Here is a 13671-nt window from a genome sequence, read left to right as displayed (position 1 = left end):
GAGCTCTCCGGGTGACACGGTGTCGCGGCCTGCGGCCTGCGGCCTACGTTTGAGGCATGACCACTCAGACTGTCCCCTCCGCGGTGTCTCCGGCTGTCCCCTCCGCGGTGTCTCCGGCGCCGGCGAAAGCGCCGCCGCTGCGGCTGTTCTTCACGATCCTGCACCTTGCAGCGCTCGGCGTGCTCGGCGGCGGCGTCATCGGAATCCTGGCCGCCACCTTCGGAACCGGCCTGGCCCTGCTCTTCGTCCTCGGAATCGGACTGCTGTTCCTGGTGGGCTTCGTCTACGCCCTGTTCGGGCTCGGCTGGTTCGAGATCGTTCGCATCAGAGGACTGTACGGCCTCGATGTCCCCGACCTGCAGCCTCGCCGCCGTCAGCGGCCGGGGTTCGGAGGGTGGCTCCGCTCGCTCGGTCGCCAGAGCATCGACGGGCGCATGTGGCGGGCGGTGGCGAGCTTCGTCATCGCGTGCATCTTCGGTGCACTGGTGCTCCGGCTCTTCTGGGCGCTGGTGTTCGCGGCGATCACCATCTTCGCGCCGCTCGGCACCGCAGAGACGGTATCGATCCCGCTCGCGTTCGGCGTCGGTCAGGTCGGCGTCGAGTGGGCGGTGCTGGTCGGCATCCTCGGCGTTCTCGCTGCTGCCGCCGGCATCATCGGCCTCGCGCTTCTGCACCGCACGATCAGCCGCGCACTCGTGGTTCCCAACCGTGAGGCCGAACTGACCGAGCAGGTGCGCACGACCAGTGCACAGCGTGAAGGCGCCGTGCGTGCTGCCGACGTTGAGCGCACGCGCATCGAGCGCGACCTTCACGACGGCGTCCAGCCCCGGCTGGTCTCGGTCGGCATGACGCTGGGCCTCGCGCACCAGAAGATCGACGACGACCCGGCGGCCGCCAAGCAGCTGATCGGCGAAGCGCACACTTCGACGAAGGCGGCGATCACCGAGCTGCGACAGCTCGCCCGCGGCATCCATGCGTCTGTTCTCGACGACCGAGGACTGGATGCTGCGCTCTCCGCCCTCGCCAGCAGGTCGCACATCCCCGTGCACCTCGACGTGCGCCTGGACGGACGCTGCAGCCGTGATGCCGAGGCCGCCGTCTACTTCTCGATCGCGGAGTCGCTCACCAATGCCGCCAAGCACTCGCGGGCGAGCGAGTGCCGGGTGATCGTGCGGTTGCGTGAAGGCGGCGTGCTGTGGGCCCGCGTCGAGGACAACGGCATGGGCGGCGCGCAGGTGCAGCCCGGTGGCGGCCTCGACGGGATCTCGAACCGCGTGCTCGCAGCCGGCGGCACGTTCCGTCTCGACAGCCCGCAGGGCGGTCCGACATCGCTGGAGGTGAGCGTGCCATGCGCATCCTGATCTGTACGCATCTCGACCAGCAACGTCACTTCGCACCGAAAGGACAGATCTCATGCGCATCCTGATCTGTGAGGACTCCGTGCTGCTGCGCGAGGGCCTCGTGCGACTGCTCGAGGACTCCGGCCACGAGGTCGTCGCGGCCCTGCCGGACACCGAGGGCCTCACCGACGCGGTGCGGACGACGGACCCCGAGTTGTGCATCCTCGATGTGCGACTGCCTCCGACGTTCACCGACGAGGGCATCCGCGCGGCGCTCGGGCTGCGGAAGACGCATCCATCGCTGCCACTTCTCGTGCTCTCGCAGTACGTCGAGGAGCGCTACGCGAGTGACCTGATCGCTGCGCAGGGCGGCCCACTCGGCTATCTGCTCAAGGACCGTGTCGCGGATGTGGCCGAGTTCGTCGCCTCGGTCGAGCGGATCGCGGAAGGAGCATCCGTTCTCGATCCGGAGGTCGTCGCGCAGTTGCTCACCCGTCGCAACCGTGACGACCGGATGCTGCAACTCACCGAGCGCGAGCGCACCGTGCTCTCGCTCATCGCCGAGGGCAAGTCGAATCAGACGATCGCGGGGCTGTTGTTCCTCTCCGAGGGCAGCGTCGAGAAGTACATCACGTCGATCTTTCAGAAGCTCGGCCTCGAACCCGAAGCCGGCAACCGCCGAGTGCTCGCCGCGCTCGCCCACATCGAGAACACCGGCAGCGGCAACGGTCCGCTCGGGAACACGCCACAGACAGGAGCGGCACGATGAACGCCGAATCAGAGAACAACCAGGGCGGGCACGACGTGCCCCTCAGCCCGCCGCCGGCGGAGCAGGCGCCGTTGACGAATGCCGCGGCTCCTGGTGGGCCGGCTCCGGGCGCTCCGGCATCGGCCAGTTCTGCACAGGGCCCGCAGACTCCGCGCGGCTCGGGGGCACGAGCGGGTGCGATCGCGATCGCCGTGTTCGGCGGCGTCGCTCTCCTCGCGACCGGAGGCACGGCGGCAGTCGCTGCCGTCAACGATGCGAGTGCCCCGGTCGATTCCCGTCAGCAGATGGATGCCTCGGGCATCACTGGTATCGATCTCGATGTCGGCGGTGCGGCGGTGCGGGTTGAGTTCGGTGATGTCGAGCAGGCACAGCTGGAGCTCTCCGGCAGTGGCGATGACCGTTGGAGTCTGTCGCGCGACGGTGACGAACTCGTCGTGAACAGCCCGGAGATGAACTTCGGGTGGTGGTTCGGCGATTGGTTCAACGACGACCAGAGTGTGGTTCTGACCCTGCCCGACGAGCTGCGCAGTGAAAGGCTCGATGCCGACGTCTCGCTCGGCGCAGGAAGTCTCGATGTACAGGGTGACTTCGGTGACATCGACGTCGAGGTGGGCGCCGGTGCACTGTTCATCACGGGATCGGCGGACACCATCGAGGCGGATCTGAGTGCGGGGCGCGCCGAGTTCGAGCTGGCTGACGTCTCCACCGCCGATTTCTCGATCTCTGCAGGACGGCTGGAGGCTGAGCTCACCGGGACAGCACCGCGTGACGTGCAGGTCGATGTGAGCGCGGGATCGCTCGAACTGACACTGCCTGATGAGGAGTACGACGTACGTCAGGATGTCAGTGCCGGATCGCTCGACAACGGGCTGCAGACGTCGTCGAATGCGCGGAATTCGATCGTGGTCAGCGTCTCTGCCGGCAGCGCGGTTCTGCGGCCGGGTGACTGACCGGCGTCGATTCGGATTTTCCGTCGATCTCCGGTAAAGTCTTGGAGGTTGACGGGGCTATAGCTCAGTTGGTTAGAGCGCTTCACTGATAATGAAGAGGTCCCAGGTTCAAATCCTGGTAGCCCCACTTTTCACCTCAACTAAACACCCTCGCGGGGCCTTAGCTCAGTTGGTAGAGCGCCTGCTTTGCAAGCAGGATGTCAGGAGTTCGAATCTCCTAGGCTCCACAGGATAGAACGCCCGGTCGTTGCTCACGCAGCTGCCGGGCGTTCTGCATTGTTGGGCAACAAAACCCGGGTCGACTTGATTTTTCTGCGTTGCGAGATGTCGTACGAGGTGTCGGAGCTACCCGATGGCATCGCTTCAAATAGTAGTTGGCTAACGTTCAACAAGATCACCGAGCACGCCCCGGGGGCGTCGGTCGCGCGGCGGCTGGACGTGTCGGACTCCAAGGTGAGCTACTGGCGCCGGGGTGAGCGACACCCCACTACTCGCGAGGCAGTGCACGTTGCCCGCGCATGCGGGCGGAACCCGCTGGAAGCCCTTCTCGTCGGCGGCCACCTCGATGCGGGCGACATCGCTGGTGCTGTCATTGTCGTCCATCACACCATTGCCGATTACAGCGACGTCGAGCTGGCGCAGGAGATAGTGCGTCGCTCCAAGCCGTGAGCTCGCGGCAGTCGTGCGATGATACCTGGGGTGGGATCGTAGTTGGTATCTAGCCTGTCCTCATGACTGGGATGGTGGTATCCTAAGGTCATGATCACAGTGATCGAAGCAGCAGGGCTGAAGGCCTACAACGACTCGATCCGGCACGCCACTGCTGAGATCGTCGACGACCTACGTGTCGCCCTCGGCGCAAAGCTGGTGGCCTACATCGCGGGCGTCTCCGAGACCCGGACCGTGCGCGAGTGGGCCGAAGCTGCTCGCCGCCCGACATCCGCGACCGAAGAACGACTGCGCCTGGCGCACCGCGTTGTGACCCTCATCGGCCAGAGCGAAGGCGACGCTGTCGTTCCCACCTGGTTCCAGGGGATGAACCCCCACCTCGCCGACCGTTCGCCGGCGCGCGTGCTGCACGAGGACCCCTTCGAGGAAGCAGGGCCCCGAGTGCTCGCCGCGGCGCTTGCTTTCGTCGGCGCCTGATGCCGGCTGCTCAGATCGCAGTCGTCGACGCCGGAGGTGTTGCAGTCTGGCGCATCGGCCGAGCTCCTGACCCCTGGGCGTGGGTTGACCACCAGTACTCCGGTCGTAACCGCTGGGACGATGCAGACGGCGTGTTCAGGACGGTCTACGCGGGCGACAGCCTCTACGGCTGCTTCGTCGAGGTGCTCGCATACGCCCGTCCTGACCTCGGCGCTGACGACACTGACCTTCTGTCCGGCATCACCGAGGATCCCGAGGACGCCGCCGAGTTCCCGGTGCCCACTCCCGGATCGATTCCCCGGGAGTGGATCGGCGGGCGCCTGGTGGGCGCTGCCCGACTGACAGGTCCGTTCGCTGACGTACGCGTGTCCGAAACGGTCTCCGCACTGCGTCCGACGTTCCTTCAGTTGGCACTCGACCTCGACTATCCGGACTTCGACGCTGCCGCCCTCAAGAGCGCGCAGCCGCGTGATCTCACGCAGCAGGTCGCCGATCGTCTATGCGCTCACCACGAACGAGGGCGCACCAGTCGTCGACGGTGTGCGCTTCGCGTCACGTCACGGTGATGAGCTGACGATGTGGGCGATCTTCGAACGTCCTGGAGACGATCCGTCGAGCGCGCACCTGCACGGCACCTACGCGCGAGTGGTCGACATCGATGATCCAGACCTGACGCGCGCCATGGAACTGCACAATCTGGTGTGGCGTTGAGTTACCGCCCCTGCCCGAACATCTCTGAGCTCACACACGTTATCCGGCTCTGTGGAAGTAGGGCGAAGGCAAGCAGCCGTCAACTCACCAGGAGAACTCGTCAGGACGGGTGACGTTGGGTGTGCGTGCTGTTCTCGCGATGCGGGTCGCGCGGGCTCAGCCGCAACTGACTATTGAGTACTGCCCCGTCGAGGTGTTGGTCTTGCGCAGTTCGCCGTTCCCTGCAATCGACGTAGGATCGAAGTGTGCTGATCGGTCTGATGCGTCCTGTGGAAACCCACTCCGCCGACGTCGAGGCCGCAGATCTCGCCGGCGTCCAGACACAGCTGGCCACGCACCGGCCGGAGGGGTTCGACCTCATCTCAGCTCCTGTCGTGATGATCAAGGGCGCCGCGATCCTCAAGGCGAAGGGCACATTCCAGAGCCGCGACCGCATCGAGCAGATCGAGGCCGACGATATGGACGCGTTGCTCGCCAAGGTCCCTGAAGGATGGCAGCTCCTGAACGTTCGCGCCGCCTGAAGCCCCGGCATCCAACAGTTCAATGCCGGTGGGAGCTTTTCGCATGCTCCTGGCGTTCGTGACGTGCGAGAACCTCCTATCGACGCCGGCGCACAGCTCGCTCACGCGCGGCGTCGCCGCACCCCCTCCGCCAGCTGTGTGAGGGCAGACTCCGTGGCATCCCATCCCATGCAGGCATCCGTCACGCTCTGCCCGTAGACCAGACGGCTGCGGGTGGACACATCCAGCTTCTGCGCACCGGCGACGAGGTTGCTCTCCAGCATCACGCCGGCGATCGCCGTGCCGCCTGCGGCGATCTGCTCGCCCAGTTCCGCTGCCACGATCGCCTGGCGCAGGTGGTCCTTGCCGCTGTTGCCATGGCTCGCGTCGATGACCACGCGCGGTGCCAGCATCGCCGCATCCAGCCGGCGGGCCGCCTCCGCCACGTGAGTGGCGCCGTAGTTGGGACCGTCGGCACCGCCGCGCAGGATCACACCGGTGTCGGGGTTGCCCGTCGTCGCCACCAGACTCGCGCGACCATCCGCGCCGATGCCGAGGAACGCCTGCGGGGCGGATGCTGCGGCCGCAGCATCCAGCGCCACCTGAAGCCCGCCGTCCATGCCGTTCTTGAAGCCGATCGGCATCGACAGACCGGATGCGAGTTGCCGGTGGATCTGGCTCTCGGTGGTGCGCGCGCCGATCGCGCCCCACGTGATGAGGTCGGCGGTGTACTGCGGGCTGATCGGCTCGAGGAACTCCGTCGCGCACGGCATCCCGAGCGCGGTGACGTCGCGAAGGAACCCGCGTGCCATGCGCAGCCCCTCCTCGATGTCGTGGCTGCCGTCGAGGTGCGGGTCGTTGATCAGTCCCTTCCAGCCGATCGTCGTCCGCGGCTTCTCGAAGTACGTGCGCATCACGATCAGCAGGTCGTCACGGTGCTTCTCGGCCTCACGCACCAGCCGTCCGGCGTACTCGAGCCCTGCGGCGGGGTCGTGGATCGAGCAGGGTCCCGCCACGACCAGCAGGCGGTCGTCCTCGCCGGACATGATCGCGCGCACCTGGTCGCGCGTGCGCGAGACCAGCGCGGCGCGCTCCACCCCGACCGGCAGCTCGGCGGCGATGTCGCCGGGGGTGGGAAGAGTCGTGAACTGCGAGACGTGCAGATCGGATGTCGCATCAAGAGTGTTCATGGGTCCTGTCCTGTGATCAGGCGGACCCCGGATGCAGAGCCCGCCGATGAAACGGCGAAAGCCAGAGCAAATGCTCTGGCTTGTCGGCTCTGAAGGTGTGGTGTGCGCTAGATCAGCGCCGGCCCCTCCAGAGCCGACTCGAAATACGCATACCAACGGGTTGTCATGCGAAAGACACTACCCCATGTGCGCGGGCGTCGGCGCCCGACGCCCGCGCACATGCCGTCCGATCAGCCCAGCGGCGTGAAGTCGCGGTTCGCGATGTGGCCCGGGCGCGGGCTCTTCGCGGCGAACGGATCGACGAGCGCGTTGTCGACGCTGTTGAACACCATGAAGACGTTCGAGCGGGCATAGGGCGTGATGTTGTTGCCGGAGCCGTGCATGATGTTCGAGTCGAACCACAGCGCGGAACCTGCGGCCCCGGTGAACTGGTCGATGCCGTACTCGTCGGCCATCGCCGTGATGGCGACGTGGCTCGGCACGCCCGCCTCCTGCGCCTGCAGCGACTGCTCGTGGTTGTTGTCGGGCGTCTCGCCGACCGCCGGTACGAACGTGCGGTGCGACCCCGGCATCACCATGAGCCCACCGTTGAACGGGTAGTTGTCGGTCAGCGCGATCGACAGGCTCACGGCGCGCGGCACCGGCATGCCGTCCTCCGCATGCCAGGTCTCGAAGTCGGAGTGCCAGTAGAACCCGGTGCCGGTGAAGCTCGGCATGTAGTTGATGCGCGTCTGGTGCAGGTACACCTCTGATCCGACGATCTGCCGCGCCCGGTCGAGCACCTTCGGATCGCGGGCGAGGGCCTCGAGCACCGAGCTCAGCTTCTCGATCTCGAACACTGACCGCACCGTGCCAGTGGTGCGCTCGGCGATCATCCGCGGGTCGTCCTTCAACGCGGGATCCGCGGCGAGCCGGTCGAGCTCACCGCTGTAGAGGGCGACGTCGTCGCTGGTGATGAAGTCGTCGAGCACCGTGTACCCGCGCCGGTCGTGGGCCTCCAGCTCGGATGCCGTGAACGGGCCGTCGCCCTCCGAACCCCACACGGCAGGCTGACTGCGGGTGATGAAGCCCGTGGGAGTCGGCAAGCGGGTCGGGAACAGGTCCTCTGCGGTCGTCGTCGTGGTGGTCATGCTTCGTTCTCCTGTCTCTCGTTCGGGTGGTGAAGCCGTGCGCGGGAGCGCCGGCCGGGTGGGAGGTGTCGCATTGTGCTGCTCGGACGAACCGTATGCCGCACAACGCGCCACCTCCCGCAGGTGGTCGGTGCCGAACGGCCCGGTCACGCGGGTTCGGTGACCAGCGGATACACGCCGTTCTCGTCGTGCACCTCACGCCCGGTGACGGGCGGGTTGAACACGCACACGACGCGCATCTCGGTGCGAGGCCGCACCTCGTGCTTGTCGTGGTCGTTCAGCAGGTACAGCGACCCGGGCGCGAGCTGGTGCGTCTCACCGGTGCCGAGATCGGTGATCTCTCCCTCACCCTCCACGACGAACACCGCCTCGATGTGGTTCGCGTACCAGAACCGGCTCACGGTGCCCGCGTACAGGGTGGTCTCGTGCACCGAGAAGCCGACCTTCTCCTTCGCGAGCACGATGCGCTTGCTGCGCCAGTTCTCGGTCTTGATGTCGGCGTCGGTGTCGGTGATCTCATCGAGTGTGCGGACGATCATGCGGGGGTGTGCTCCTTGCTCTGTGCGTTGTGGTGGTCGGCGACGTCGCCCTCGGCGCGATCGGCGTCGTGATCGATCGTGTGATCGGCGGCCTGCGGGTCGGGCTCGCCGAGCACGGCGCGCACCGACTCGTCGATGATGCGCAGTCCGCGCTCGAGCTCGACGTCGGTGATGGTGAGGGCCGGGAGGATCTTCATGACCTCGCCCTCAGGACCAGAGGTCTCCATGAGCAGCCCGCGTTCGAACGCCGCCTGGCACACGGCATCCGCCAGCTCTCCGGAGGGGAACTGCAGACCGCGGGCGAGGCCGCGACCCTTGGCGATGAGCTCGTGCTGCGGGTAGCGCGCGACGAAGGTGTTGAACCATCCTTCGACCCGCGCGCCCTTCGTGATGGTCGAGTCGCGCAGCTCGTCATCCGACCAGTACCGGCGCAGCGCCGCCGCAGCCGTCGCGAACGCCGGGCTGATGCCTCGGAACGTGCCGTTGTGCTCCCCCGGCTGCCAGACATCGAGGTCGGGGCGGATGAGGGTGAGCGCCATCGGGATGCCGTAGCCGGAGATCGACTTCGACAGGCAGACGATGTCGGGAACGATGCCGGCCTCTTCGAAGCTGAAGAAGTCGCCGGTGCGCCCGCAGCCCATCTGGATGTCGTCGACGATCAGCAGGATCTCGTGCTGCTTGCACAGCGCCGCGAGCTGACGCAGCCACTCCGCGCGTGCCGCGTTGATGCCGCCTTCGCCCTGGACGGTCTCCACGATCACGGCGGCCGGGGTGTTGAGTCCGCTGCCGGAGTCCTCGAGCAGACGCTCGAAGTAGAAGAAGTCGGGGTAGTCGCCGTCGAAGTAGTCGTCGTACGGCATAGGCGTCGCGTGCACGAGCGGTACGCCGGCTCCGCCGCGCTTGAGCGAGTTGCCGGTGACGGAGAGAGCGCCGAGGGTCATCCCGTGGAAGGCGTTCGTGAAGTTCACCACCGATTCGCGGCCGGTCACCTTCCGCGCCAGCTTCAGGGCCGCCTCTACCGCGTTGGCGCCGCCGGGGCCGGGGAACACGACCTTGTAGTCGAGGTCACGGGGCTTCAGGATCACCTCGTCGAGCGCCTCGAGGAAGTCGCGCCTGGCCGAGGTGAACATGTCGAGCGAGTGCACGATGCGGTCATCAGCCAGGTAGTCGAGCAGCACGCGCTTGAGCTCAGGATTGTTGTGCCCGTAATTCAGGGCGCCGGCGCCGGTGAAGAAGTCGAGGTACTCCTTGCCGTCCTCGTCGTACATCAGGCTGCCGACCGCGCGATCGAAGACGACGGGCCATGAGCGGGAGTAGCTGCGAACCTCTGATTCCAGCTGCATGAAGATATTCATCTTGTGGGTGTTCTCCTCCTTGATAGATCACGTGCGGGGAGTGCACGCCGCCCCGGGTGGGCGGAAGTGACGGCTACATCGACGGGCCGATCTCGTAGAGCCGTTCGGGTTCGTGATGCGCGGCATCCGACGGGTGCGTCAGATGTGCGCTCTCGAAGAGCGGGGTGACGACCATCGGCGCGTCGTTCCAGCGCTGGGCGAGGCTGCGGAACGTCTGCTGCGAGGCGGCGTTGTCGTCGGTGATGGTGGTCTGCAGGCTGCGCACCGGGGGGAGCGCCGTCTGATCGTGGAGCAGGTCGTCCAGCATCCGCCCGGCCAGGCGGAGCCCGCGGAAGCGTTCGTCGACGGCGACCTGCCAGATGAACAGGCATGAGGGATCGGACGGACGGCGATAGCCGATGACGAAGCCCGCGGGCTCACCGCCGATCAGTGCGATCCTGCACGTCGATGCGAAGTCGCGGGCGTAGAGCACGTAGGCGTACGACGAGTTCAGATCGAGCGTCTGCGAGTCGCGCGCGATGCGCCACAGCTCGATCCCCTCGTCGACGCGAGGCGGACGGATCAGGCTCGTCTCACCCGACCGCGCATCGATATGCGTGGCCTGAACTGACGTGCTCGGCTCGAGTGAGCCGGGGGAAGTCAGAGCGTGTCACCGTCCCGGATCGGGGTGTGCAGCTCGAAGGAATTCATGTCCATGGTGTGTGATCTCCGCTGGGTGAAACAGCTTCGGTCCGTCTTCCACACTGTCATGCACGCCGGTCGACCTCAAATCCATCACGGCCTGATCGCCGTTCGCGAGGCGCTGTGGGATGCTGGGCGCATGAGCTTGCCGCACGATGATGTCGACCCCGATGGCCTCCTGGAGTACTCGGTCGTCTTCACCGACAGATCCCTGAACCACATGTCAGCGCGCTTCATCTCGGTGATGCAGCAGACCTTCGAGATCCTCGGTGCGGCGTACAACGCCCACACCTCGGCCATCGTGCCCGGCGGAGGCACCTACGCGATGGAGGCGGTCGCACGCCAGCTCGCGACCGGCCGCCGCACCCTCGTCGTACGCAACGGACTGTTCTCCTACCGGTGGTCGCAGATCCTCGAGACCGGCGGTGTCAGCGATGACGTCACGGTGCTCGCCGCGCGACCGGAATCCGACGACATCCAGGCGACGTGGGCGCCGGCGCCGATCGACGAGGTGGTCGCGGCGATCCGCGCTCGCCGCCCTGAGGTGGTCTTCGCCCCGCATGTCGAGACGGCTGCCGGCATGATCCTTCCCGACGAGTATGTGCGGGCGCTGGCGGATGCCGTGCACGAGGTCGGCGGGCTGCTCGTGCTGGACTGCATCGCCTCCGGAGCGATGTGGGTCGACATGAAGGCGCTCGGCGTCGACGTGCTGCTCAGCGCTCCGCAGAAAGGGTGGAGCGGATCGCCCTGCGCCGGTTTCGTCATGCTCAGCGAGGCGGGAGCGGATGCTGTGCGCGAGCGGGTCTCGACGAGTTTCGCCGCCGATCTCGGCAAGTGGCTGTCCATCGCCGACGAGTACCGTGCGGGTAGAGCGGCGTACCACGCGACCATGCCCACCGACCCGCTGACCCACAACCTCGCCGCGATGATCGAGACTCGCGACCGCGGCTTCGAGGCGTTGCGGTCCGCGCAGATCGAGCTCGGCACGCGGGTGCGGGAGCTCCTCGCAGAGCGCGGATTCCCGTCCGTCGCGGCAACCGAGTTCGCCGCACCCGGCGTCGTGGTCGTGCACACGGATGACACCGCGCTGAAGTCGGGTGCGGCGTTCAAGGAGCAAGGGCTGCAAATCGCGGCCGGAGTGCCGCTGCACTGCGACGAACCGGAAGGTTTCTCGACGTTCAGGATCGGGCTGTTCGGCCTCGACAAGCTCGCCGACGTCGACGGGACCGTGTCCAGGCTCGCCGCGGCGCTGGAGTCGATCGAGCGCTGACCCGATCCCTGCCAGACTGACGCCATGACGACAGTCTTCACCGGCCGCATCCGCCCCCTCGCCGGAGACGCCGACGTCGGCGCGGATGTCGAAGTCGAGGCGCTCGCCGTCGAGGACGGGCGGATCATCGCGCTCGGCGCCGCCGCCGCGCTGCAGGCGCAGCATCCGGATGCCGACACCGTGGCGCTGGGAGGCTGGGTCATGCCGGGGCTGATCGAGCCGCACGGGCACCCCGCGTACTCGTCGATCCTGCTCTCGGACCTCGTCGTCGACATCCGGCCGGTCACGATCCCGGATGCCGCGGGTGTGCTCGCGGCGCTGAAGAAGGCCGTCGCTGACGCCGAAGGGCAGGCCGTGTTCGCGAACGGCTGGGATTCGCTACTGCAGCGCGGGCTTCCCGACCCCGACATGCGCTGGCTCGACGAGCTCGCAGGAGACGTTCCGCTCGTGGTCATTCACAACTCGGGGCACTCGGCGTACTTCAACAGCGCGGCCGCTCATGCTGCCGGCATCGACCGCGACACCTCCGATCCCGCCGGTGCCCGCTTCGCCCGCGACGCGGATGGCGATCTCATCGGCGTGGCGTTCGAAGAAGCGGCGGTCGAGCAGGTCGTCGCGCCCATGCTCGCTCGTGCGCAGCAGCACCTGCCCGAGTTGCTCGTCGCACACCTGCGCGATCTGTCGCGCTGCGGCATCACGACCGTCTCCGATCTGTCGTGGAATCCCGACCTGAATCCGCTGATCCAGTCTCTGCACGCGCAGGGTCGGCTGCCGGTGCGCCTCCGCTGGTACGAGATGTCACGGCCCGGCGGCACGGCAGCACCGCGCGGTGATGACGATCCGATGTTCCGCCAGACCGGCGTGAAGACCTGGTCGGACGGCTCGCCCTGGATCGGCAACATCGCGACGTCCTTCCCCTACCTCGACACCGACGCGACGCGTGCGCTCGGCCTCGAACCGCACCACATCGGCACCGCGAACTACACGGCGCAACAGCTCCTCGCGATCGCCGAGCCCTACGCTGCGGGTGGCTGGCAGCTCGCCTGTCATGCCCACGGCGACCGGGCGATCGACTCGACCCTCGACGTGTACCGGCAGATCATCACCCGGCACGCTCTGACCGACCACCGCTTCCGGCTCGAGCACTGCGGGGCCATGACGGCAGCGCAGTTCGCGCGCGCAGCATCCCTCGGGGTCACCGTCAGCCTGTTCGTCGACCACATCACCTACTGGGGCGAGGTGCTCGTCGACGACCTTTTCGGCGCCGTGCACGGCGGTGCATGGGCGGATGCCGGCGCGGCGTTCGCTGCCGGCCATCGCGCGACGTTCCACAATGACGGCTGGGTCACACCGAATGAGCCGTTCCGCAACATGGCGGTCGCCGAGACGCGCACCACGCGCTCGGGATTCCGGATGCCGGGCGGCACACCCGTCACGCGCGCTCAGGCCCTCGCGGGTCAGACGACGAATGCCGCCTGGCAGCTGTTCAGCGAGCACGAGGTCGGAAGTCTTGCGCCCGGGCTGTTCGCGGACTTCATCGTGGTCGACCGCGATCCGGTGACCGTCACAGCCGCAGAGTTGGCCGAGACGGTTGTGCAGGCGACCTACCTCGCCGGCGTAAAGGTGATCTGATCTCCGCGGCAGTGACAGTAGTGTGATGCCATGGATCTGCGTGTCGCAGCATATGCGGTCGTCACTGATGACGACGACAGAGTACTGCTCGCGCGGTGGACCGAAGGTCGTCGCGTCGCCTGGACGATGCCAGGAGGCGGACTCGAAGCCGGGGAGGACCCGGAAGACGCCGTTCGCCGCGAAGTCCGTGAGGAGACCGGCTACACGGTGCACGTGCAGGAGCTTCTCGGCATCCATTCCCGGGTGATCCCCGCCGGGCGGCGGGTGAAGCGATCGGATGCTCCGCTGCACACCCTGCGGATCGTCTACCGCGCCAAGATCAGCGGCGGCAAGCTGCGCTTCGAGGAGAACGGCTCCACCGACATGGCGGGCTGGTTCGCCCTGCCGGCGCTCGCAGAACTCCAGCGCGTCAAGCTCGTCGACATCGCTCTGCGGATGGCCGAGATCCTCTGACCCTC

General features: G+C 67.0%; 16 protein-coding genes and 2 tRNA genes. 13 read left to right on the top strand and 5 right to left on the bottom strand.

Annotated elements, in window-relative coordinates; genetic code table 11:
• Positions 1-56: 56 nt before the first annotated feature.
• From J1M43_RS01340 to J1M43_RS01300, 10 genes are all read left to right on the top strand, one after another.
• The gene (locus J1M43_RS01340; protein ID WP_206475491.1) at positions 57-1361 is read left to right on the top strand and encodes a histidine kinase; all 1305 of its coding nucleotides are present in this window, start codon (positions 57-59) and stop codon (positions 1359-1361) included.
• Between the two features lie 52 nt (positions 1362-1413).
• Positions 1414-2109: a response regulator transcription factor gene (locus J1M43_RS01335; protein ID WP_033105585.1), complete on the top strand. Its 696-nt coding sequence runs from the start codon at positions 1414-1416 to the stop codon at positions 2107-2109.
• Complete coding sequence (locus J1M43_RS01330) at positions 2106-3059, top strand: DUF4097 family beta strand repeat-containing protein (protein ID WP_206475490.1); 954 nt, start codon at positions 2106-2108, stop codon at positions 3057-3059. Before J1M43_RS01335 ends, J1M43_RS01330 begins: the two co-directional genes overlap by 4 nt.
• A 53-nt stretch (positions 3060-3112) precedes the next feature.
• A tRNA-Ile gene (locus tag J1M43_RS01325) sits at positions 3113-3186 on the top strand.
• A gap of 27 nt (positions 3187-3213) precedes the next feature.
• Positions 3214-3286, top strand: a tRNA-Ala gene (locus J1M43_RS01320).
• A gap of 52 nt (positions 3287-3338) precedes the next feature.
• Positions 3339-3728 (top strand): helix-turn-helix transcriptional regulator, encoded by a 390-nt coding sequence (locus tag J1M43_RS01315; RefSeq protein WP_206475489.1) that lies wholly within the window; start codon positions 3339-3341, stop codon positions 3726-3728.
• Positions 3729-3818: 90 nt separating this feature from the next.
• Entirely contained in the window at positions 3819-4205 is a 387-nt protein-coding gene (locus J1M43_RS01310) for a hypothetical protein (RefSeq protein ID WP_033105583.1), read from the top strand.
• A complete protein-coding gene (locus tag J1M43_RS01305) occupies positions 4205-4771 on the top strand; it encodes an RES domain-containing protein (protein WP_206475488.1) in 567 nt (188 codons plus the stop codon). The genes J1M43_RS01310 and J1M43_RS01305 overlap by 1 nt, the downstream gene beginning before the upstream one ends.
• Before the next feature lie 10 nt (positions 4772-4781).
• Positions 4782-4916, top strand: coding sequence for a hypothetical protein (locus J1M43_RS16935; RefSeq protein ID WP_274607423.1), 135 nt, complete (start codon positions 4782-4784; stop codon positions 4914-4916).
• Positions 4917-5161: 245 nt separating this feature from the next.
• Complete coding sequence (locus J1M43_RS01300) at positions 5162-5437, top strand: hypothetical protein (protein WP_033105582.1); 276 nt, start codon at positions 5162-5164, stop codon at positions 5435-5437.
• Between the two features lie 101 nt (positions 5438-5538).
• Here J1M43_RS01300 and J1M43_RS01295 read toward each other — a convergent pair whose 3' ends face one another.
• From J1M43_RS01295 to ectA, 5 genes are all read right to left on the bottom strand, one after another.
• On the bottom strand, positions 5539-6606 hold the full coding sequence (locus J1M43_RS01295; RefSeq protein ID WP_206475487.1) for a 3-deoxy-7-phosphoheptulonate synthase: 1068 nt from the start codon (positions 6604-6606) through the stop codon (positions 5539-5541).
• 230 nt (positions 6607-6836) lie between these two features.
• The gene (gene thpD, locus J1M43_RS01290; RefSeq protein ID WP_206475486.1) at positions 6837-7736 is read right to left on the bottom strand and encodes an ectoine hydroxylase; all 900 of its coding nucleotides are present in this window, start codon (positions 7734-7736) and stop codon (positions 6837-6839) included.
• A gap of 146 nt (positions 7737-7882) precedes the next feature.
• Positions 7883-8275, bottom strand: coding sequence for an ectoine synthase (locus tag J1M43_RS01285; RefSeq protein ID WP_033105579.1), 393 nt, complete (start codon positions 8273-8275; stop codon positions 7883-7885).
• Positions 8272-9630 carry a diaminobutyrate--2-oxoglutarate transaminase gene (ectB, locus tag J1M43_RS01280; protein WP_084595654.1) on the bottom strand — a complete coding sequence of 453 codons (1359 nt, stop codon included), beginning with the start codon at positions 9628-9630 and terminating at the stop codon, positions 8272-8274. The genes J1M43_RS01285 and ectB overlap by 4 nt, the downstream gene beginning before the upstream one ends.
• Positions 9631-9703: 73 nt before the next feature.
• Positions 9704-10192: a diaminobutyrate acetyltransferase gene (ectA, locus tag J1M43_RS01275; protein WP_200880996.1), complete on the bottom strand. Its 489-nt coding sequence runs from the start codon at positions 10190-10192 to the stop codon at positions 9704-9706.
• A gap of 258 nt (positions 10193-10450) precedes the next feature.
• Between ectA and J1M43_RS01270 the strand changes: the two genes are divergently transcribed.
• From J1M43_RS01270 to J1M43_RS01260, 3 genes are read left to right on the top strand one after another with little or no spacing between them, the layout of a single operon-like run.
• Complete coding sequence (locus J1M43_RS01270; protein WP_206475485.1) at positions 10451-11581, top strand: aminotransferase class V-fold PLP-dependent enzyme; 1131 nt, start codon at positions 10451-10453, stop codon at positions 11579-11581.
• A 24-nt stretch (positions 11582-11605) separates the two neighbouring features.
• Positions 11606-13213, top strand: coding sequence for an amidohydrolase (locus J1M43_RS01265; protein WP_206475484.1), 1608 nt, complete (start codon positions 11606-11608; stop codon positions 13211-13213).
• Between the two features lie 30 nt (positions 13214-13243).
• A complete protein-coding gene (locus J1M43_RS01260; protein WP_206475483.1) occupies positions 13244-13666 on the top strand; it encodes an NUDIX hydrolase in 423 nt (140 codons plus the stop codon).
• The last annotated feature ends 5 nt before the right edge of the window (positions 13667-13671 follow it).

It is taken from the genome of Microbacterium sp. KRD172 (assembly GCF_017168295.1).
In the GTDB taxonomy this organism is placed as follows: Bacteria; Actinomycetota; Actinomycetes; order Actinomycetales; family Microbacteriaceae; genus Microbacterium; species Microbacterium profundi.
The sequence above is the reverse complement of the archived record's forward strand: the minus strand, read 5'-3'. Positions and strand labels throughout refer to the sequence as shown.